Source organism: Actinoplanes sp. NBC_00393 (assembly GCF_036053395.1).
Classification (GTDB): Bacteria; Actinomycetota; Actinomycetes; order Mycobacteriales; family Micromonosporaceae; genus Actinoplanes.
Window position 1 is genome coordinate 8,511,654 of record NZ_CP107942.1, and the last position, 21,012, is coordinate 8,532,665.

The following is a 21,012-nucleotide window of genomic DNA, read 5'->3' on the forward strand; positions in this document are numbered from 1 at the left end:
GCGTGCGCCCCGCGCCCTTTTGGGGTGCGGGGCGTACGCTCGTCGAGGTCGTCCTTTCTCGCCCCTTTCTCGCCCCTAGGGAGTCCTGAGTGCGGTCCATCCGACGCGGAGACACCGGTCCAGCCGTTTCCGAGATCCGGTCGATCCTGGTCGGCCTGGAGCTGCTGGGCGCGGCCGAGCCGGACGTCTTCGACGACGCGCTGGAGACCGCGGTCCGCGCCTTCCAGCAGGACCGGGGGCTCGGCGTCGACGGCATGGTCGGCGACGAGACCTGGGGCGCGCTGGACGCGGCCCGCTGGCGGCTCGGCTCCCGGACCCTCTTTCACTCGGTGCCCGACGCGCTGGTCGGCGAGGACGTGCGGACCCTGCAGGAGCGGCTGCTCGAGATGGGGTTCGACACCGGCCGGCCGGATGCGATCTACGGCGCCCGGACCGCGCGGGCGGTGGCACAGTTCCAGCGCGAGGTCGGCCTGGTTCCGGACGGCTCGTGCGGCCCGCAGACCATGAAGGCGCTGCGCCGGCTCGGCCGCAAGGTGGTCGGCGGCCGCCCGCAGTGGCTGCGTGAGGCCGAGGCGTTCCGGCAGTCCGGACCCAACCTGGTGGGCAAGACCATCGTGATCGATCCTGGACACGGCGGTGGTGACGACACCGGCGTCATGGTGCCCGACGGCCCGCTCCGGTGGAACGAGGCGGATCTGGTCTTCGACCTGGCCGCCCGGCTCGAGGGCCGGCTCGCCGCGGCCGGGATGCGGGTGCACCTGACCCGCGGCCCGTCACCGACGACCCCGCTGAGTGGCGCCGAGCGCGCCGCGCTGGCCAACAGCCTCGGCGCCGACCTGCTGATCTCCCTGCACCTGGACGGGCACTCCAGCACCGCGGCCGAGGGCGTCGCGACTTATCACTACGGCACCGGCAACGGGCTGAGCTCCACCGTCGGCGAGCGCCTGGCCAACCTGGTGCAGCGCGAGATCGTGGTGCGGACCGGGATGCACGACTGCCGGACCCACGCCAAGACCTGGGACCTGCTCCGGCTCACCCGGATGCCCACGGTACGGGTGGATCTCGGTTACCTGACTTCGCCGGCCGATCGGGAGCGGCTCATCGACCCGATGTTCCGCGAGCAGATCGTCGAGGCGATGCTCGCCGCCGTCCAGCGGATGTACTTCCCGGTCGAGCGCGACGTCCCGACCGGGTCGATCGACGTCCGCCAGCTGCGCATGGCGCTGGCGGATCGCGCCTAGTTGTCCACCGACCGGGTCGCCGTCACGGGGCGGACCGGGCGCAGCAACGTCTCCGGGCTCATCGAGCCGAGAAGCTTCTCCAACGCGTACTCGACGTCGGACTTCCAGGACAACGCCGTGCGCAACTCCAGCCGCAGCCGCGGGTAACGCGGGTGCGGCCGGATCGTCTTGAACCCCACCGACAGGAAGAAGTCGACCGGGGCGACACAGGTGCCGGCCCGCTCGTCGTCCTCGTCGGCCTCGCCCGCCTTGGCGTCACCGAACGCCTCGATCGCCTTGATCCCCCGCTTGGTGAGATCCCGGGCCACGCCCTGGACCAGCATCCGGCCGAGGCCGCCGCCGACGAAGGCCGGCACCACCTTGGCGGTCGTCAGCAGGGCGGCGTCCGCGCTCACCGGGGACGTCGGGAACGCCATCGAGCGCGGGACGTAGGCGGGTGGCGCGTACATCACGAAACCGGCCGGCATGCCGTCCACGTACGCCAACTTGCCGCAGGAACCCCACTCCAGCAGTGTCTGGGAGACCCAGGCCTCCTTCTCCAGCCCGGGGTCGCCGGTGGCGCAGGCCCGCTCGGCCGAGACCGGGTCGAGCTCCCAATACACACACTGACGGCAGGGCCGGGGCAAATCCTCGAGGGTGTCGAGGGTGAGATTGACCAGGCGTCGCGACATGGCGGACCCCTACTTCAGACACGGACGTGACCGGTATCGAAGCACGGTCGCCTCCACGTGCTTCGCCGCGCCCCCGCCGAATCTTACGTCGGAATCGCCATGAACGGGACCAGGTCGGGCAACAGCCTCCTCTTCATCAACGCCGGTCCGTGCGCCTGGCGACTAGGATCGACGAAGTCTGTCGACAACCGATGCGACAAGGAGAGCCGCATGTCCGGCACAACCCAGGACGATTACACCGATTTGTACGCGCGACGAGTGCGCGGAATGACCACCTCCGAGATCCGCGCGCTGTTCGCCGTGGCGAGCCGCCCCGAGGTGGTCTCGCTGGCCGGCGGCTCGCCGTACATCGCCGCGCTCCCGCTCGACGCGGTCGGTGAGATGCTCGACCGCCTCGCCTCCGAGCAGGGCGCCAGCAGCCTGCAGTACGGCATCGGTCAGGGCACCATCGACCTGCGCGAACGCATCTGTGACGTGATGACCCTGTCCGGCATCAACAACGCCTCACCGGACGACGTCGTGGTCACCGTCGGTGGACAGCAGGCCCTCGACCTGCTTGCCCGGCTGTTCCTCGACCCGGGCGACGTGGTGCTCGCCGAGGGGCCGACCTACGTCGGCGCACTCGGCGTCTTCCAGGCCGCCCAGGCACAGGTACGGCACGTGGCAATGGACGCAGACGGTCTCATCCCGGCAGCACTCGAGGAGGCCATCGAGGCCACCGCGCGGGCCGGCCGGCGCGCCAAGTTCCTGTACACCATTCCCACATTCCAGAACCCGGCCGGCGTCACCCTGTCGGAGGAACGACGCGAGCAGATTCTGGACATCTGCGAGCGCGCCGGACTGCTGGTGATCGAGGACGATCCGTACGGAATGCTCTCTTTCGAGGGTGACGCCCCGCTGCCGCTGCGGGCCCGCCGCCGTGACGGTGTCTTCTATGTCAGCACGTTCTCCAAGACCTTCGCGCCGGGTCTGCGGGTCGGCTGGATCCTCGCACCGCACGCCGTGCGGGAGAAGCTGGTCATGATGAGCGAGGCCAACGTGCTGTGCCCGAGCGCGTTCGCCCAGGGCGCCGTCACGCAGTACCTGACCGCGATGCCGTGGCAGGAGCAGATCAAGGTCTACCGGGAGATCTACCGGGAGCGCCGGGACGCACTGCTCGCCGCACTGCACGACCTGATGCCGGCCGGCACCACGTGGACCCGCCCGACCGGTGGCCTGTTCGTCTGGGCCACCCTGCCGGAAGGCCTCGACTCGAAAGCGATGATGCCGCGGGCCATCGCCGCGCGCGTCGCCTACGTCCCTGGAACGGGCTTCTACGCCGATGGGACCGGGCGGGGGAACATGCGGCTCAACTTCTCGTTCTCCGCCCCGGAGCGGCTTCGTGAGGGCGTGCGGCGCCTCGCTGGGGTGATGGAGCAGGACTTGGCGATGCGCGCGGTCTTCGGCGGCTCTGCCGCCCTGGGACACCAGCGCCGTCGTGGTCCGGCCGCTGCCGACGCTCCCGGCCCCGACTTGGCATGATCACCACCATGGGTACGCGTGACGACATTCGAGTTCTGGTGCTCGCCGGTGGGCTGTCCTACGAGCGGGACGTGTCTTTGCGTTCCGGCCGCCGGGTGCTGGACGCGCTGCGGTCCGCAGGCCTGAGCGCCGAGCAGCACGACGCGGACGTTTCGCTCCTGCCGGCCCTGCAGGCCGACCCGCCAGACGCGGTGGTCATCGCCCTGCACGGCGCCACCGGGGAGGACGGTTCGCTGCGCGGGGTGCTGGACCTGTGCGGGATTCCGTATGTGGGGGCCGACGCCCGGACCGCCCGGCTGGCGTGGGACAAGCCGTCGGCGAAGTCGATGCTGCGCGAAGCCGGTATCCCGACTCCCGACTGGGTGGCGCTGCCGCATGACCGGTTCTCGGAGCTGGGTGCGGTGGCGGTGCTCGATCGGATCGTGGAACGTCTTGGTCTGCCGTTGATGGTCAAGCCGGCGCAGGGCGGGTCGGGTTTGGGCGCCGCGGTGGTCCGGGACGCCGCGGATCTGCCGGCGGCGATGGTGGGCTGTTTCGCATACGACTCGACGGCGTTGGTCGAGCAGTACGTGACCGGTACCAACGTCGCGGTCTCGATCATCGACTTGGGCACCGGGCCGGAGGCTTTGCCGATCGTCGAGATCGTTCCTCGGGACGGTGTGTATGACTATGCGGCCCGCTACACGGCTGGTTTGACGACGTGGCATGTGCCGGCCCGCCTCGACCCGTCGGTGGCGGCCCGGGTTTCCGAGACTGCGCTGGCGGCGTACAAGGCGCTTGGTTTGCGCGACCTTTCCCGCATCGACGTGATCGTCGGCGCGGATGGGGAGCCGCAGGTGCTGGGTTGCAATGTGTCGCCCGGCTTGACGGAGACTTCCTTGCTGCCACTGGCCGTGCAGGCCGCCGGAGTCGATCTGGGCGCGGTGTTGAGCGCGCTGGTTGAGCGGGCGGTGTCGCGTAAGACCGCTTGATGTCGTAGCGGAAGGCCCGGCACTCCCAGTGCCGGGCCTTCCACCTTCCGGCGCCGCGTCTTCGTGCTTCCGGAGTGTCCCTTTCTGCTTTCCAGAAGCGGCCCACTCTGTACCTAAGCCGTTCCAGGACGACTACCCGAACGCCGCCGAGCCGTCCTCCTGGCAATCCCCTGAAACCGTAGAGACTTTGATCTTGTGGTTTTTGGATCTTGATAGGTGGGGAAGCGGCGGCGTAGCCGCCTCCGTCTCCAGATCCTCAAGCCGCCTGTTCGGCGCGGACCCGGGCCTCGTAGACCACCGGCGGCAGCCGGCCCGCGGTCGAGTGCCGCCGCTCGTGGTTGTACTCGTCGATGAAGGCGGCGACCGCGGTCCGGGCCTGGGCCCGGGTGCCGTAGCGGCCGGCGTCGGCCAGCAGTTCGAACTCGAGGGTCGAGTTGAACGACTCGGCGACCGCGTTGTCCAGCCCGGAGCCGGTGCGGCCCATCGACTGGCGCACCTTCGCCCGATCGCACGCCGCGCGGAACAGGTTGCCGGTGTATTCCCCGCCTTGGTCGGAGTGGAAGATCACCCCGGCCACGTCACCACCGCGGACCGCGATCGCGACCTGCAACGCGGCGATCGCGAGGGCGGCGTCGTGGTGGGCGCCCATGGCGAAGCCGACCGCCCGGCGCGAGTGCAGATCCAGCACGGCTGCGAGGTAGAACTTGCCCTCATCGCAGGGGATCTCGGTGAGATCGCCGACCCACGCCACGTTCGGCTCGGGCGGCGGCGTGAAGTCGCGGTGGAGCAGGTCCGGTGCCTTGCGCGCGGACTTGTCCGGCTGGGTGAGGTTCCGGCGGCGGCGTTTCGGGCGGGCGACCAGATGCTGCTCGGCCATGATCTGCGCGATGGTGTTCACGCTGACCTTCCAGCCCATCGCCCGTAGATCATCGGTGATCCGCGGGGACCCGTAGCGCCCTTTGTGCCGGTGGAACAGCGTGACGACCAGCGTGGTCAACGCCTGCCGGCGGGCCCGGCGCAGCGACGTGTCGCCGGGCAGCCATTTGTACAGCCAGGCCGGTGACACACCGAGTGCCCGGCACGAGACCGCGTACGGGATGCCGTGCTGTGCCCTCTGGGCGGCGATGAACCCGGCCATGGCTACCGGCCCATCGAGTCCTCGACCCAGAGGGCCAGACTGCGCTTGAGCACGTCACACCGCATCCGCAGCTCGGCGTTCTCCCGGCGCAGCCGGGCCAGCTCGGCCTTCTCGTCCTCACCAAGCCCGTCGTCGGCGCCGTCCTGGCGGCGCCGCCGGTCTATGTTCACCCAGTTCGCCAGGGTGCCGTCCTTGATCCCCAGATCCCGGGCCACCTGCGCGATCGGCTTACCGGTCTCCCGGACCAGCCGCACCGCACCATCTCGGAAGTCTTGCTCGAACCTTCGTCGTGTCTCTGCCATCGCCAGTCACCAATCCCTTAAGGCGATGTCTCCACGTTACGAGGGGAAGCTCACTCCTGTGCCACATCATCCGTCGACCAGCCTCCCGCCCATTAGGCCGCCCGCGCTCGGCTGGTTTGCGGCCCACGCCAATCTCACGAGCCACGCAGCCTGACCAGATCGCGCCCGTGGCGCCGCCCTAGTAATTCTCGCGGTCATGGTTCTGTGCAAATCGGATGGCTTCTCCAGCCACCGGATCTCACCGGTCCCGCCTTCCCCACTCTTGCGAACCCCATGTCGGCGGCGGATTTCGCCCAGCCCACGGTTCTTAGGTGCCACAGGCCTCTCAGCTCACCCCAGTAGCCGCAACCATCCGGCGGTCCAAAGGTGCGCCGCTACTCCTCCATTCGGCACCCCTCAGCCGTCCCGCCACGCCATCACTGGATACTCCGCACTTTGTACCGGCACCGAATGACTGCACCGCCCGCCGAGAACGAGCCCCACGTTCCAAGATCGCGGCGGGTTAGCTCGTTGAGGCGAGCCAGCAGATGATGCGTTTCGCCACACCCCTATCAAGGGTGCCCGGCGCCTAAGGGCACGGCCCTGTGCAGCCGGGCCCGTCGCCGAAGACAAGTTGCGGCGGGCCACACGTCGCCTACCGACGATCTTGCTTTCGCGGCCCCCATCGCCGTCTTCACAGGACGTTGCGTCGCCAACTTCCATTGGCCCGACTCCGCCGGCCGACGGTCGCCCGGCCAACTCTTCCTGGCCAGCGTTCCTGCGGCTTGGCAGCGTTCTCCTACGGCCGAGCCGTCTTAGCGGAAGTCCGCATCCGCTGTCCGAGACGGAGCCGGAACCGCCACCCGGTGTTCCGGGGTTGCCACGATCTTGCAGGCCGTCCACGTTGCCGGGCCTCCAGGATCTGTCTGGCTTTCCCCGCGGCCCAAGCGGCCGGGCGTCAGGATGCCCGCTAACCCGACTTGCCGTCAGACCGAACACCAAGGCCGCGGTCGCCCGCCGTCGCCTGCCGTCGCCTGCCGTCGCCCGCCGTCCGAGTTACCCAAGGTCGGGATGGGCTGCCGCCGACATATCGACAGTCCGGATTGCCTGGCAGTCCGGCGGTGTCGGGCACAGGAAGCGCAGTCCAAGGTGCCTACGTTCCAAACGCTCGATGCCGAAAGCGCTGTCGGTCCGGATGGCTACGGGTCCGGTCGCCGGGTGCCAAACGGCCCTGCGGGGTTCCTGCCGGACAGTCCTGCCAAGCGGGTCCTGCCAAGCGGGTCCTGCTGGACGGTCCTCGCAAGCGGGGTTCTGCCAAGCGGGTCTTGCCGGACGATCCTGCCAGAAGTCCTGCGGGACGGTCCGCCAAGCGGGATCGCCAGGCGACCCTGCCAAGCGGCCGGCGCCAAGCCCCGGATGCCGGTGACCGGTTGCCAGGAGTTAGGGGTGATCCGGATTTGCCAGCAGTCCAGGTCGTCGGATCCTGGAAATCGCCGGGTGGTCCGGACTCGCCAGCCACCTGGGTGGCCGCGTGACGGTGGTCCGATTCGCCAGCCATCCCAGGTCGTCGAGTGCCGGGGATGCCGGTGGTCTGGACTGCCTATGGTCCGGAACGGAGGACGGAGGGCCTACTGGCGGTCGGAGTTGGCGACGGCTCCGTCTTCTTGCGCGGCGGATGTCCCTGGCTCTCTTCGCGCCTGTGTCAGTGCACCCCGGGCTTAGTCGGCTGGGTGGGTGGGATCGCGGCGTTCGGCGAGTGGCCGTTGAGCGCGGCCGCCGGGGTGATTGAGTGCGGCTCGGGATCGGGGCTGGATCCTGGCGATGTCGGTGTGGAGCCGTTCTCGATCGGCGACGCCTTTGAGGTTGCTGGAGGGATCGCGTCGGTAGGGCGTACCCCTGCTTGGTTTTGGGCTGTTGCTGGCATCGCATCGGCCGGGAGGTTCTGTGGGTGCGCGAGCACGCCTGGGCTTTCGGTGTGCTTGGCGGGCTCAGGCTCGGGCTGCGTTTCGGCTGCTTCGATGTCGCCCAGCGTGGCCGGGCGGCGGCTGTCGTCGGACTCGGTGTCCACAGCCGACTCGGCCGGCGGGCTGAACGTGGCCGGCGACTCCCACTGGATGTGGGCCGGTTCGGCGATCGCTTTGCCACCGAAGTCGGCTAGCCAGGCGGCGACGAGTGCGAGGTTTTCGCGCCATTGTGCTTCCGGGATGACCGGCAGGATGTCGTCCCAGAGCGAGAGGAAGGTGCCGCGCAGCTGTAGCCGGCCGTGTGGCCGCGCCAGGAACCACATGTGTAGGTGGGCGGAGCCGTCACCCCATCGGTTGACGTGCACTCGGGCGACGCCATCGAGGGAGCGAATCGCGCGTTCCAGGCGGACGGTCATGACGCCGAGTTCGGCGGCCAGCAGGTTGGGTAGATCGCCCAGGTCGAGGTGGGAGCGGCACTCCAGGATCAAGACCATCGGGAGGCCGGTCGGGCGGTCCATCGCACGGACCCGCCAGCGTTCGCTGACCCAGATGTACGCGTCATCGGGCGTTCCGCAGGCTACGCAGTCGGAGGCGTCTTCGCCACTGCGGGGCGGTTCGACTTCGACTGGCGGGGCGAGCTTCTTGACCCGCATGTCGCCTTCGAAGGGGAACGAGGGCCAGCGGGTGAAGTCAGGGAGGGGGGCGGTGTTCTCGGACACGACGTGACCTTAGCCCAGGTCAGGACGGGCTGTCCCGGGTCAATTTCGCACGGGTGGGGGATGGCTTGTGGGCCGTCTTTGAGCGGCCCAGGTGTTGATGGTGATAAGCGTCCCAGTCTTCGCGTGACCGTCCCCAAGTTATCCACAGAAGTTATCCACAGGGCGCGGGGTTTCACGTGAAAACGCGACGTAGAACGCTTGTGGAGCCTGTGGATAGAGCGGTGGATGACTCGCGCTTCATCGGCAGCGTTTCACGTGAAACGTGGCGGGTTGGGTCGTGCACAGGTGCAACGCACAGGATGTGGATAGTGGCGTTGGCGCATGTGTGGTCGCGTTGTTCCAGTGGCGGCGTTCAACTTGTCATCTGGGTTCGAGGTTGTGGACTTCGATGGTCCGTCCGCCTGGAGCTGCCGGCTTCACGCGTGGTTGTTGTTCGTCTTGCGAGTCGGCCTGATGCAGGGATCGGGGCCCGAACGCCGCCTGCACAAGCCGGCGGGATGTTCAACTGGCGAGCGCCGCCGCGGCCGTCAGACCGCTGGGTCGTCCGGTTATCAGGCGGCAAGCGTCGAGCCCACGTCGGTCGACCATCTACCGCTGCTTACAGCGCATCCCATAGTTGGATGCCAGCGCAGGTTCCGGTCGTAGGACCGCGTATCCCTTTCGAGCTGACGCTTTCGCCATGGCATGGCTTTGCAGCCCGACACTTGTGAGCATCGGGCAAGATCTAAGCGTCGACCGTCGGCATCCGCTGCACATGTTTCACGTGAAACGCGCTCCCGGCTCCCGACTCCCGACTCCCGACTCCCGACTCCCGACTCCCGGCTCCCGGCTCCCGACTCCCGACTCCCGGCTCCCGGCTCCCGGCTCCCGGCTCCCGGCTCCCGGCTCCCGGCTCCCGGCTCCCGGCTCCCGGCTCCCGGCTCCCGGCTCCCGGCCAGTGGACCTGTTTCACGTGAAACAGCTAAGTGATCTACATCACGCGGCCATAGTCTCATTCAGTTCCGCAAGGGTGGGGCTGTCTTGTCCGCAAAACTGCTTGGCTTTGATGCGGCCGACCATTGAGCAGTGCCTGCGAAGCACCAGATGTTCCGGTCTACGGAACACCGCCACCCACCTCGAGTCGATGACAATTGCGCCAGGAGCCTCCACTGACCGGTTCAGAACTCGGGGCTCGTGGCGTCGTCTCAAGTCGCTACAACTTCAGCAAGCCGCTCCTACCAGCTGCCGTGAATCTCAAGGCCGCGACCCAGGCGTCAGGCCTGTAGGGAAGGAAAATTCGTTACGCCTGCAACCCCAAACGATGGCACGTCAGAGGGCTTGCCAAGGCGGCTCTAGTTAGCTGCCTCGGTGCAACGCCGATTGGTGCACGGGCCGAATGTCGCCGCCTGCCGCTAGCAGGTTGGCCGTGCTGCATACGCGAAAGACGGTGCCCACCAACGTCGCGCTGGATCGCAGATGACATTCAGCCAGTCCGCACCGCACACCGCCCTGCGCGCTGTCCGGGTAATGATGCCGGGAGGGGGTACTTCCCGTGCTAGCCCGACAACCGCCCTTCCACCAAGCTCGTTCGACACCGAGCTATCCCGTCGCATCACCGTCGCTTGGCCCGAACCGGTGCGCTGGACTGTTCTCCGGCCGTCATCGCATACCACGGCACATCCGGAGTCCACGCGAAAGGCAACCCCCATAGGAGTCGTCGAGAAACCACGCCACTGCCAAATCCCGACCCCGTTTCTTGCTCTGCCGGCGCCGCACTCACTGAAGGGGCAACAGGCCCATGTGCGGATCCGCGCGCCAGCGATCTTGTGCTTGGCTTCGGCGCGACCACGTTCGTGTTTGGCTGCAACTAGGCAACGCACAATGAGGGCAGAGCCGGGTGGCTGCCGGCCACGTCTGGCGTCGACCCCGACAAGATTTGAGGCGCTCATCGCATGCCTTCGGGTCGCAATTCGGCGACAGCCACGCAAGTACTCAAGGCTGCACGCCGCTGTCCCACAAGCCACGTGTCGGGATGCATGGCCGCTTATTCGCTGCCACTTTGGTGTCGGGTTCCTGCCTTGGCGAGAGGTGCCCCTTCAGGACAAAAATGATCATGCGTCAAGCCTCGGCCGCAAAGATCCTCGTGGGGATCACCTTGAAGGGCTGACGACTTAGCGTTGCTAACGCCGAGAAGGACACACTGGTCGCTGTAGCCGATCCGGCGCCTGGACGACCTCGCCCGGCCCGGGCTGCGAGCCAGTCCAGGGGCCTGGCGTCGTGCATGGGCTCCGGCGGAGTAGCACACACGCCAGCGCCACATGGAAGGCGGATACGTCAGAGCGCTGGTCTCTTCCTCCCTTCGATGACGGAGCACCGACATGCAACGATCCGGGGCGCGAAAACACAAATACCGACGCGGCATGAAGGGGTACGGCCGTTGCAATGTTTCACGTGAAACCCGCCTTCTGCATCCCGCGTGGGGCTCAAGGCCACTGCGCTCTTGAAGCGGTTGGTTGAGCTCTTGAAGCGGTTGGTTGAGTAGAAACCGGCGCCAACAGCCCGCAGCGCTCACACCACCGGTTTCAGGTAGCTCGCCTGGTCGACGAACTCACCGATGCACCGCCACTCAAGGCGTCTCCCTCGTTTCCCGCGATCAACAGACTCATCGTCTTCCGTTCGGTCGATCAGCGGCCCGAGGGGCGAGTACGAGGCGAGCCAACGTTAGCCGGCCTTGTATTCGCTAGAACTCCTCGAACCAGCCATTGCGCTCTCGGGGGAACAGGCCTCGGGCCGGACGAGCCTCCTATCCCGCGACGATGCTGTCTGTCCCCCGCCAGCTCCTGCAACACCGGAGGCCCGCACCAGTGGCCCGGCACCAGGGTTCTGCCGGCCCGCCAAGACCTCGGACCGCGGGTCTGCTGTACAGGCGAGGCGGAAGCGCACGCCAAAGCTAGTTTGCCCAGCTAACTCTGAGCGCGATGTTGTTGCTGTCGCAGTGGAAACCACACGATGCACGTGAACTCGGCTAGCAAGGCAAACAAACAGAATTCTTCAAGATGCCGGCCATCCGAGGATCGGAACTCTGCTCCTCAACGACCAGGGAACCAATTGCTTAGTCCTGAGCCCTTGGACCGAGAGCGGAAACGCCGCATCCCGGCACGGGTGTGCGCTAGGAATCGAGTACACCGAGAACCCCGCAAGCCCACCGCCTGGGCTCAGACACCTAGGTCGAGCTGATGTCCACCGAAGACGACCCGATCGGCTCTACTAACCGAGCTGCGATTGCGGGCGCGGGATCCGATCCGCCAATTCCCCGCAAGCGGTACCTCAACGCCGGCGATCGCGCTGGATCCGCAAGGTGAGAGCGGTCCGCAGCGTTTCACGTGAAACGACAAGGCCAGCCGCCTCGCAGCGCCACGACGGGCGTCCTCCCGATCAACCCTTGGCGTGCAAGAAGAGCAGCGGGGGCGACCTCTTCCACGCGCGCCCCATAACCCTCCACAAGCTTGTCAAGATCAGGCACGGGAACCCTTCGTCTAGGTTCGTGGTCCCGACCCTGTACTCGCCGACGTCAAATCCGGGCGGTTCTACGAACAAGCATCAAGCCAGAGCCGAAGGTAGGACTCGGACACCGTCGGTGCCGAAATTGAGAATCCCCCCAGGCCGAATCCGGCGGCTTGGTGCCCGGCGCCCGAGCAGCCCCGCGGCCCTAGGAGTCGATGCCCTCATGGAACGCATCGCCGAGTCACGCGAAGCGTCAAGTGTCGCCGCCTCCGCCTCCACCGCCCGACGCGACGCCACGGCCTGCGAGTGTCACCTCAAGACTCGGCCACGGAGTCAACGGATCTTCTCCGCATTGGTCTTCGGCGAGCGTTCGGGTGCGGCCGGAGCCAAAATCCAAGAATCGCCGCGGGGGCCAGCGCGAGTCGTCTGCCGATCCGAATTCGACGGACTAACGGCGTCGGGCTTCACTGACTCGGAGCAGCCATATCTAGTGCTGGCCCATCGGACGTGCATGGTCGATTACATCGCGGCGCAACGTTCGATCTACAGAAGGCCCCGCTTTACGTGCGGACGGACAGCCGCCGATTCCGCATGGAGGATGAAGGCTTCCTCCAACCCGTGGCGGTGCTGCGCCTAAGCAGAGCACGCAACGCTTCGTCTGCGATGAAGCGGGATTGAACATTGCCAGCCGGCACAGCTACTTGCTTTCGCTGAGTCAGGATCGGTCGCAACAGCCGGAGGTCTTGGACCCAGCACTGGCCGGCCTCACCTTCAACCGAGAATGACGGGGTCATGCTTGAGCCGGCTCATGCTGCCGTTCGCCCTCAATCGAGCCCGCTGCGACCGGTGCCATGTCAGGACACAATCTCAACGATGCGGCAAGTATGCACTGTTGAAAGCGCCGCTGAAGCCTGGCTCGACACTTACGCTCCAAGCACTCACCCGAACGCCGCCGACCGCCCGACTCCGATTGTTGCTGCAACAACTAACGGCACAATTGGGCAAACAGGCCATAGGTGATCGAGACTCGCTTTCTGAAGACCATGAACGGCGTTCGGCGGCCGAACACAAATCTCAGGAGAAACGTTCTGACAGAACCGGAAATCACACCCTGCTAGTCCTCTGAGTCCAGGAAGCGCTGCCGCCTGCACCCTCGAACAGAAACAAAAAGGCGCGTGGACCACAGTCCACACGCCCTTCCCGAGAAACCCGCCACTCACTCCTCGGCGTCGCCGCCCCGAGCCGAGCCTTCCTCTTCCACACCGATCATGCCGACTATCCGCTCGAGATCATCGACGGTAGCGAACTCGATCGTGATCTTCCCCTTGTTGCGGCCGATGTCGACCTTCACCCGGGTATCGAACCGATCCGACAACCTTTCCGCGAGATCGTTCAACGCCGGCGCGTGCACCTTCGCACGCCGCGTCGGCGCGGCCTTCTTCACCGGCCCGTCCGCGATCGCCAGCGCCACGATTTCCTCGGTAGCCCGTACCGAAAGGCCCTCGGCCACGATCCTCTTGGCCAGATCATCCTGCGCCTGGCTGTCATCGAGCCCGAGCAGCGCCCGAGCATGCCCAGCCGAAAGCACACCAGCCGCCACCCGACGCTGCACCGGCGCCGGCAGGTTCATCAGCCGTATCGTGTTGGAGATCTGCGGACGGCTACGACCGATCCGCCGCGCGAGCTCTTCGTGCGTTGCGCCGAACTCCTCAAGCAACTGCTGATAAGCAGCCGCCTCTTCAAGCGGGTTCAGGTTCGCCCGATGAATGTTCTCCAGGAGAGCATCGCGCAGCATCGCATCGTCCGGGGTGTCCCGAACGATCGCGGGGATCGTCTCCCTGCCGACAGCCTGAGCAGCTCGCCACCGGCGCTCACCCATGACGAGCTCGTACCGGCCGTCGCCCATCTCCCGCACGACGATCGGCTGAAGGAAGCCGACCTCCTGGATGGACGTCTTGAGCTCTTCCAGGGCCTCTTCGTCAAAGACGTGACGAGGCTGCTTGGCGTTCGGCTCGATGGCACCGACGGGCAGCTCCGCAAACCGGGCGCCGGGCACAGGCGCCAGTTCATCTTCAACGGCCACCGCAGACGGCGCAGGCGCCGGTGCAGCAGCCGGGGGCGCCGGCGCCGGGCTGATCGTCGGTGGCAGCGCAGGTACGGCCGCCGGCTCGGGAACCGTCTCGACGGCGACCGCCGACTCAGCGGCCGGTGCCGTGGGGATCAATGCGCCCAGGCCGCGGCCCAAGCCCCCCCGCGGACGGTTCTTCATTCCGTGCCTCCTGTGTTGACCCCACGCACCGCAATCTCCAGGGCCGCCTCGAAATAGCTGGTAGCACCCCGTGATCCCGGATCGTAGGTCATCACAGACTGGCCGTAGCTGGGAGCCTCCGAAACCCGCACGTTTCGGGGAATGACGGCGTTCAGAACCTTAGCTCCGAAGTGGTTCCGTACGTCCTGTTCCACCGCGTCCGCCAGGCGGGTACGACGGTCGTACATGGTCAGAAGAATCGTGGAGACGTCGAGAGTCGGGTTCAGGTGCTGGCGTACCAGGTTGATGTTGTTGATCAGCTGGTTGAGCCCTTCCAGTGCGTAGTACTCGCACTGAATGGGGATCAGAACCTCCTGCGCCGCGCAGAGCGCGTTGACGGTCAGCAGACCGAGCGACGGCGGGCAGTCGATGAACACATAGTCGAACTTCTCCGGGTGTCCAGCAATCGCCCGCGCCAGCCTCGACTCACGTGCCACCACCGACACGAGCTCGATCTCCGCACCGGCCAGGTCGATCGTGGCCGGCACGCAGTAGAGGTTCGGAATACCCTCGACGGCCTGCGCGACTTCGGCCAGGGGCACGTTGTCGATCAGGCAGTCGTAGACGTCCGGCACTCCGGCATGGTGCGGCACGTTGAGGCCGGTGGAGGCGTTGCCCTGCGGGTCCAGGTCGACAACCAGTACACGGTTACCGTGAAGCGCCAGCGCAACCGCCAGGTTCACCGTGGTGGTCGTTTTTCCGACGCCACCCTTCTGGTTGGCGACGCAAATCACCCTCGGGTGGTCCGGTCGCGGCATGATGATCTCGCCGCTCGGGTTGAGGATCTGCACAGCTCGCAACGCTTCCATGGCAAGGGGCGGATCGTCCTCATCCGGGCTCGGCGTTTCACGTGAAACATGCTCGGTCGGCTGAACAGATGCCCCTACCGAGGGTGCGCCCGACGCCGGAGCGGCCGAGATTGGGCTCGCCGCGGACGAACCTGACGCCGAGGGAACCGACGTCGAGGGTGGGCCCGATCGGGGCGCCGGAGCTGGGCCCCGGAACTCGTCGGCGGCCTGCTGCGAGCTGCCGTAGCCGTACTGCGGTGGCGATCCGTACCCGCCGCCAGCCCGAGGCTGCGGCACGTTCTGCTCGCCCGCGTGCAGTCCGCCCACGCTCATTCCCGACGGCCTGTCGAGAGGCGACTCGGTTTCACGTGAAACACCGTACTCATGCACCGCTTTATCCCTGTTGGCTAGGAACGGGTCGGCCGGCGAAACGTGCGTTCCGGCGGAGGAGATCCGGTCCACACTATCGACGCCCAGCCAGCCTACGGGCGTCGGGCATGCGCCGCCATGGCCCGATGTCCGATGAGTCGAGCGCAACGCCGACACAAAGACCATGACGCCCGGCACCAAACGCAACCATCCCCCAAACCCCCGAGAAGATTCAAAATCAAGGCCCTCATCTGTACGCCCTTCGGCAGCCTTTGTCCGCTTCAGTCCAGCGCCCGTGAGGCCTGCGAGGAGGCTCCGCCGCACAGTGGCGCCACCCCGAACTGCCGAACGTCCGTCACCCGACAGCAAGCGTCCAACCGCTGCGGCCGGCCACGTCAGGATCGACGACTCCGCGCCGGCAACGCCTCGAGAGGCCACCAAGCCCGCTGGCCACGGCAGGGTTTGCAGGCAGCAGTAGGCCAGTTCCGGAATCCCGTGAATCCTCGGAGCCGGGTACGACAAAGTGAGCTCCAAAGCGGCCGCCGTCGACCCACCCGGCCCTTCAGCACCTACACCGCCCGCTGACTCCGGCTCCACAGGCCGTCCAGCCGCCGGACTCAACGGGACCAAAACCGGCCCACAAGCTGAATCAGATGCCGACTCCTGTCGCCACAACGACCAGGCGACGACATCGGGTCGTCCAGCATCGAGTGCCGGCGGAGCTGGCTCTAGCCGTACGTGTGAATCGCAAACCGTGCCCGCAGCTCGGCCGGCGGCGTCCGCCGATGCCGGAGAGATCCGTTCCATGGTGTCGGCCAGTGCCGCAGAAGGCCGACCATAGCCAGCCTGACCGTCAGCCCCCTCCGACGCCGCGGGAGAAGCATTCGCGGGCCGATTCGCAGCCTCAGCGACCGCTGGCGGGCCAAGCAGTCTCTCCGCGGCCGGGGCGATAGGACCGGAAGAGCCGACGGAGGCAGTGGGAGAAGCCGCCACGAGCGATCCGGTCCGCGTCTCGAACGCCCGCGTTGAAGGAGCGCAGGCGGCCCGGGAACCGGAAGCCGAGGAAGCAACAGAGGCTCCGGAGGCCACAGACGGCGCGCTAGTCGCAGACGGACGGGATGCATCAGGCGACGGTGTCCCTGCGGACGGGCCTGAAGCAGGAGGTGGCGTGGGCTCTGCGGACGAACCGGAAGCAGCAGGTGGCGTAGCTGCTGCGAGCGGTCCGGAACCAGCGCAAGGACCAGCGGCGGCGCAAACAGATGGCGGCTCGTCAACCATTGCGGGTGAGAGGTGCTCAGCCGGAGGGGCACACGAGGCGGGGTGGGGCTTTCGGCCGTTCCTTTTGCGTCCACCCCGCCTGGCCATCTATCCCCTCCGCGATCTCCTTCGCCCGCCATCTCGGCGTGCGCTTCCCGCCTTCGCCGCGCCGGGAGCCGAGCCACCGGCGGCCCGGGCCCGTCCCGGAACGACATGCCGTTCCTTGACGATGTCGACCACCGTTGCCGGCGGGTCGATGAGGCCGACTCCGCAGAGCCGCACCACCGGCTCGCCGCCGCCGAGTGCCGCCACCGCCTCGCCGTGAGTGGCGATCTCGTCGGCCGCCGAGGCGCCCTTGAGCGCCAGCAGGCGACCATCGGTACGCGCCAACGGCAAACACCAGCCGGCAAGCTTGTCGAGTGCCGCTACCGCCCGGGCCGTCACGATGTCGGCGCCGGGCAGGTGTGCGGCGACTTCTTCAGCCCGGCCACGTACGACCGTGACGTTGCCGTCCAGGCCGAGCGTGCTGACCGCCTCCTCGAGGAAGGCAGTCCGTCGGGCCAGCGGCTCGACCAGCGTTATTGCAAGATCCGGTCGAGCCACTGCCAGCACGATACCGGGCAAACCGGCACCAGACCCCACGTCAACCACTGAAGCGCCGAACGGGATTATCTCGGACATAACCCCGCAGTTGACCAGGTGACGCTCCCAGAGCCGGGGCGTCTCCCGCGGGCCGATGAGGCCCCGGACGACGCCTTCCGTCCCGAGCAGCTCCGCATACCGCCCGGCCAACGAAAGTCGCTCCTTGAAGACCTGAGCGGCGGCAGCAGCGATCTCCGTCGGGGGAAGAGCAAGCGAGGGGCCGGCGAGCGGAGATTCCGAGTGCGGCGAGCCCGCAGCAGGGAAGCCGGAAGCAGAGGGACCCGCATCAGGAAAAGCTGCGGCCGAGCGAATCGCATGGGACGAAGGCGCAGGCGAAGCAGGATCAAGCGCGCCGGCATCCTGTCCGGGAAGGTCGCGGAAGAAACCGGGAAGGTCGCGCGAGAAACCGGGAAGGTCGCGCGGGAAAGACGACGGCCCGGGCGTATTGCCGCCCGGGCCGAGGTCTCCCGCGCCGAAGCGTGGGTTCGTCATGATCAGTCCGCCGCGCGCACCACGATGCGACGGTTGGGCTCCACGCCCTCGGACTCGCTCTGCACGCCGGGGATCGCGTTGACCACGTCGTGCACGCACTTGCGCTCGAAGGCCGACATCGGCTCCAGGCGCACCGCGTCGCCGTGCTCCTTGACCTTCTCGACCGCGTTGCGGGCAACCGCGGCGAGTTCCTTGCGGCGGGCCGCGCGGTAGCCGCCGATGTCGAGCAGCAGCCGGCTCGGCGAGCCGGTGGCCCGGAAGATCGCCAGGCGGGTGAGCTCCTGCAGGGCTTCCAGCGTGGCGCCACGCTGGCCGACGAGCGGCTGCAGCCGGCCGCCGACGACCTCGACCATCGGCCGGCCGGCCGAGACCAGCTCGTCGATGTCACCGTCGTAGTCGAGGATGTCCAGCAGGCCCTCGACATAGTCCGCCGCGATCTCGCTCTGGCGGAACAGGTCGCCGTCCGAAGCGACGCTCTCCGACTTCTTGGCCTCACTCGAGCCGGCAGCCGAAGAGCCGGCAGCCGAAGAGCCGGCAGCCGAAGAGCCCGCAGCGGAAGCGCCCGCAGCCGAAGAGCCCGCGGCCGAGCCCGAATCCGAACTCGAGGCCGAAGCCGGGTCCGCGGCAGAAGTCGAGCCAGAGGCGCCGACCGCCTCCTCGACCTCTGCTGACGACTCGGCGGAAGGGGGAGTGCTGGTGTCGGTCACGGTCTCATCTCCGTTGTCACTCGGGCCGGACCGAAGTCGGTCCGCTGTTTCCCGCCGCCGAGGTGCTTACCCGAAAGGGGCGGGGAGGTCTGAGCCAAGAGGAGCGCTCGGGCCCCAACCATGTTGGCCGTCAGCCCGATCTCGGGCGGTGGGCGGGGTGGTTGGATGCCCGAGCTGCGATCATCCCTTGGGTTTGTTCGCCGGCCGGGCGCCCTTCTTCGGATTCACCGGTTTGGCGCCCGGCTTCGGGGCGAGCGCCTTGGTGTCCACGACCGGGCTGACCGGCTCGGGGGCCGGCTTCTTGCCGAAGAGGCCGCCGGTGCGGGCCGGCTGCACCGGGTTGGCCGACTTGCCGGTACGAGCACCGGCACCGGACGGACGGGCGGAGGACGCGTTCTTCGCGCCGGCCATCTGGATCGGCGGGAACTTCCGCAGCACCCACTGCTGCTGGGCCAGGGTGAACAGGTTGTTCGTGACCCAGTAGATGACCACGCCGATCGGGAACAGCGCACCGGAGATGAGCAGCGAGAACGGGATGCCGTAGAGCATCAGCCGCTGGATCATCTTCTGCTGCGGGTCCTCGGCCCAGCCGGTCTTGAGGATCATCTGGCGGCTGGTGAGGAACGTCGTCCCCATCATGATCAGCACCAGGATGCCGGCGAGGACCTTGACCGTGGTGCCGTTGGCGCCCAGAGCGGCCAGCTCAGCGGCGGACGAGCCGAACTTCGCGCTGATCGGCGCGTTGAACAGGTGCGCGTCGGCGGCGCTGTTGAACTGCTCCAGCGACCAGCCGTACAGCTGCTTGTAGTAGTCGGAGATCGACGGGTCCAGGTGCTGAAGCACGTGGAATAGACCGAAGAAGACAGGGATCTGCAGGAACATCGGAAGGCAGCCCATCAACGGGTTGGCCTTCTCCGTCCGGTACAGCTCCATCATTTCCTTCTGGAGCGTCTCCTTGTCGCCCTTGTGCTTCTCCTGGAGCGCCTTGACCTTCGGCTGCAGCGCCTGCATGGCCCGCTGGCTCTTGATCTGCTTGACGAAGACCGGGAACAGGATGATGCGCAGGGTCACCACGAGGAAGATGATCGCGAGGATCCAGGCCCAGTTCGTGCCGAGAACGCGATCGTCGGGTACGCCGATCGCCTCCCACATTTCATGCCAGCGCAGGAGGATCCACGAAATGGCGTAGTAGATCCAGTCGAGACTCAATCTAAGCTCCAGTCACATCGGCAGGACGGTGACGGATCGGGTCAGGCACCGGGTCGTACCCGCCAGGGTGGAAAGGGTGGCAACGAAGGAGCCGCCAGATCGCCAGACCGGTCCCCCGTAGCGCACCGTGCCGTGCCAGCGCCTCTTGGGCGTACGCACTGCACGAGGGGTAGAACCGACAGCGGGCCGGCAGCGCCGGACTCAAGTATCGACGGTACGCGACGACCGCCGACGTCAGGAGCCGGGCGGCGACGCTCATCGGGGCCGACGGGGCCGGCGTGCTGCTGCCAGGGCCCCCTCCAGGTCGGCGCCGAGCACGGCGTACGACGCGTCGGCGGCCGGCGGCAGCGCCCGGACCACCAACAACGTGCCGGCGGGCAGCTCGTCCAGCAACGGCCGGACCAGGTGCCGCAGGCGTCGCCGAACCTTGTTGCGCACCACAGCATTGCCGACTGCCTTGGACACGACGAAGCCGGCGCGCGCCATGGAGGCGTGCGCCGGCTCATCAACAAGCAGGTGAACGACCAAGGTTCCGCGGCCGGCTCGGCGGCCACCACGAATCGCTGCGGCGAAGTCCGTACCACGCCGCAGTCGTTGCACCGCGGCCAGCACGACTACCTGGGCATTCCGGCCCGACTAACCGTCGGCTCAGGCCGACAGCTTGTCGCGGCCCTTGCCACGGCGGGCAGACAGGATGGCGCGGCCGGCACGGGTGCGCATGCGCAGCCGGAAGCCGTGGGTCTTGGCACGCCGGCGGTTGTTCGGCTGGTAGGTGCGCTTGCTCACGTGAAAACTCCGTCTTCGTACTACGTCCAGGGGGCATCCGCTGCAAGACGCCACTCTAGCAGAGCGCGGCGGAGCAACCGCCCAACCCTACGGAGAGCGTCTTTGGTGGTCAACCATATCCTTGGTCGGCACGCCGACAGGCCGGCCTCTACCGCTGCTACCTGGTCTTTCCACGCACAAAGTGAATCTTTTCCCGCTGACGGGCAGGGGATGGTCACCGCTGCGGTTGTAGTCCACCTGTCACCGCTGTTAGCGTGCGCGGTTGCTGGTCTCACCGGCCGTTCGCAGACCGCGAAGCGGCGGCCAAAACCGGACAAGCAGGTGGATCGTTCGCCACGGTGAGCCTGTTTTCAGCCCGCGCCACTACAGGCTCCGGTACATCTGCCGACCAGTCCGGCCGGGAGCGGCCACTGGCAACACCACAGGTTGTGGATAACCTGTGGATAGCCGGTGGCGCCGTGCGTG

General features: G+C 67.2%; 15 protein-coding genes. 3 read left to right on the forward strand and 12 right to left on the reverse strand.

Annotated features, from left to right (window positions below; translation table 11 throughout):
• Positions 1–89 precede the first annotated feature (89 nt).
• Positions 90–1,241 (forward strand): N-acetylmuramoyl-L-alanine amidase, encoded by a 1,152-nt coding sequence (locus tag OHA21_RS39430; RefSeq protein ID WP_328463978.1) that lies wholly within the window; start codon positions 90–92, stop codon positions 1,239–1,241.
• Here the strand turns inward: OHA21_RS39430 and OHA21_RS39435 are convergent.
• The gene (locus OHA21_RS39435; protein WP_328463980.1) at positions 1,238–1,912 is read right to left on the reverse strand and encodes a GNAT family N-acetyltransferase; all 675 of its coding nucleotides are present in this window, start codon (positions 1,910–1,912) and stop codon (positions 1,238–1,240) included. The two genes, OHA21_RS39430 and OHA21_RS39435, sit on opposite strands and share 4 nt — an antisense overlap.
• A 210-nt stretch (positions 1,913–2,122) precedes the next feature.
• Here OHA21_RS39435 and OHA21_RS39440 point away from each other — a divergent pair, with 210 nt between their 5' ends.
• Both OHA21_RS39440 and OHA21_RS39445 read left to right on the forward strand, forming a co-directional pair.
• Positions 2,123–3,433 (forward strand): aminotransferase-like domain-containing protein, encoded by a 1,311-nt coding sequence (locus OHA21_RS39440; RefSeq protein WP_328463982.1) that lies wholly within the window; start codon positions 2,123–2,125, stop codon positions 3,431–3,433.
• Positions 3,430–4,404 carry a D-alanine--D-alanine ligase family protein gene (locus tag OHA21_RS39445; RefSeq protein WP_328463984.1) on the forward strand — a complete coding sequence of 325 codons (975 nt, stop codon included), beginning with the start codon at positions 3,430–3,432 and terminating at the stop codon, positions 4,402–4,404. The genes OHA21_RS39440 and OHA21_RS39445 overlap by 4 nt, the downstream gene beginning before the upstream one ends.
• Before the next feature lie 256 nt (positions 4,405–4,660).
• Here OHA21_RS39445 and OHA21_RS39450 read toward each other — a convergent pair whose 3' ends face one another.
• The 11 genes from OHA21_RS39450 to rpmH all read right to left on the reverse strand — a co-directional run bounded on the left by OHA21_RS39450 (position 4,661) and on the right by rpmH (position 20,547).
• Positions 4,661–5,542, reverse strand: a complete 882-nt coding sequence (locus OHA21_RS39450; protein ID WP_328463989.1) for an IS3 family transposase — start codon at positions 5,540–5,542, stop codon at positions 4,661–4,663.
• Between the two features lie 2 nt (positions 5,543–5,544).
• The gene (locus OHA21_RS39455) at positions 5,545–5,844 is read right to left on the reverse strand and encodes a transposase (RefSeq protein ID WP_328463991.1); all 300 of its coding nucleotides are present in this window, start codon (positions 5,842–5,844) and stop codon (positions 5,545–5,547) included.
• A 1,681-nt stretch (positions 5,845–7,525) separates the two neighbouring features.
• The gene (locus OHA21_RS39460; RefSeq protein ID WP_442874968.1) at positions 7,526–8,506 is read right to left on the reverse strand and encodes a hypothetical protein; all 981 of its coding nucleotides are present in this window, start codon (positions 8,504–8,506) and stop codon (positions 7,526–7,528) included.
• A 4,699-nt stretch (positions 8,507–13,205) separates the two neighbouring features.
• Positions 13,206–14,258, reverse strand: coding sequence for a ParB/RepB/Spo0J family partition protein (locus tag OHA21_RS39465; RefSeq protein ID WP_328463993.1), 1,053 nt, complete (start codon positions 14,256–14,258; stop codon positions 13,206–13,208).
• Positions 14,255–15,652, reverse strand: a complete 1,398-nt coding sequence (locus OHA21_RS39470) for an AAA family ATPase (protein ID WP_328463995.1) — start codon at positions 15,650–15,652, stop codon at positions 14,255–14,257. The genes OHA21_RS39465 and OHA21_RS39470 overlap by 4 nt, the downstream gene beginning before the upstream one ends.
• 1,167 nt (positions 15,653–16,819) lie before the next feature.
• The gene (gene rsmG / locus OHA21_RS39475; RefSeq protein WP_328463997.1) at positions 16,820–17,845 is read right to left on the reverse strand and encodes a 16S rRNA (guanine(527)-N(7))-methyltransferase RsmG; all 1,026 of its coding nucleotides are present in this window, start codon (positions 17,843–17,845) and stop codon (positions 16,820–16,822) included.
• A 2-nt stretch (positions 17,846–17,847) separates the two neighbouring features.
• Complete coding sequence (locus tag OHA21_RS39480; protein WP_328463999.1) at positions 17,848–18,552, reverse strand: Jag family protein; 705 nt, start codon at positions 18,550–18,552, stop codon at positions 17,848–17,850.
• 180 nt (positions 18,553–18,732) lie between these two features.
• Positions 18,733–19,761, reverse strand: coding sequence for a membrane protein insertase YidC (yidC, locus tag OHA21_RS39485; RefSeq protein ID WP_328464001.1), 1,029 nt, complete (start codon positions 19,759–19,761; stop codon positions 18,733–18,735).
• A gap of 1 nt (position 19,762) precedes the next feature.
• Positions 19,763–20,020: a membrane protein insertion efficiency factor YidD gene (yidD, locus tag OHA21_RS39490; protein ID WP_328464003.1), complete on the reverse strand. Its 258-nt coding sequence runs from the start codon at positions 20,018–20,020 to the stop codon at positions 19,763–19,765.
• A complete protein-coding gene (gene rnpA / locus OHA21_RS39495) occupies positions 20,017–20,373 on the reverse strand; it encodes a ribonuclease P protein component (protein ID WP_328464005.1) in 357 nt (118 codons plus the stop codon). Before rnpA ends, yidD begins: the two co-directional genes overlap by 4 nt.
• A 36-nt stretch (positions 20,374–20,409) precedes the next feature.
• A complete protein-coding gene (gene rpmH, locus OHA21_RS39500) occupies positions 20,410–20,547 on the reverse strand; it encodes a 50S ribosomal protein L34 (protein ID WP_014695313.1) in 138 nt (45 codons plus the stop codon).
• Between the last annotated feature and the right edge of the window lie 465 nt (positions 20,548–21,012).

Excerpts from the sequence above, each read along its gene's own strand:
- OHA21_RS39455 (WP_328463991.1), bottom strand. The coding sequence starts at position 5,844 with ATGGCAGAGACACGACGAAGGTTCGAGCAAGACTTCCGAGATGGTGCG.
- OHA21_RS39435 (WP_328463980.1), bottom strand. The coding sequence starts at position 1,912 with ATGTCGCGACGCCTGGTCAATCTCACCCTCGACACCCTCGAGGATTTG.
- OHA21_RS39445 (WP_328463984.1), top strand. The coding sequence starts at position 3,430 with ATGATCACCACCATGGGTACGCGTGACGACATTCGAGTTCTGGTGCTC.
- OHA21_RS39465 (WP_328463993.1), bottom strand. The coding sequence starts at position 14,258 with ATGAAGAACCGTCCGCGGGGGGGCTTGGGCCGCGGCCTGGGCGCATTG.
- OHA21_RS39440 (WP_328463982.1), top strand. The coding sequence starts at position 2,123 with ATGTCCGGCACAACCCAGGACGATTACACCGATTTGTACGCGCGACGA.
- OHA21_RS39450 (WP_328463989.1), bottom strand. The coding sequence starts at position 5,542 with ATGGCCGGGTTCATCGCCGCCCAGAGGGCACAGCACGGCATCCCGTAC.
- rsmG (WP_328463997.1), bottom strand. The coding sequence starts at position 17,845 with ATGACGAACCCACGCTTCGGCGCGGGAGACCTCGGCCCGGGCGGCAAT.
- yidD (WP_328464003.1), bottom strand. The coding sequence starts at position 20,020 with ATGAGCGTCGCCGCCCGGCTCCTGACGTCGGCGGTCGTCGCGTACCGT.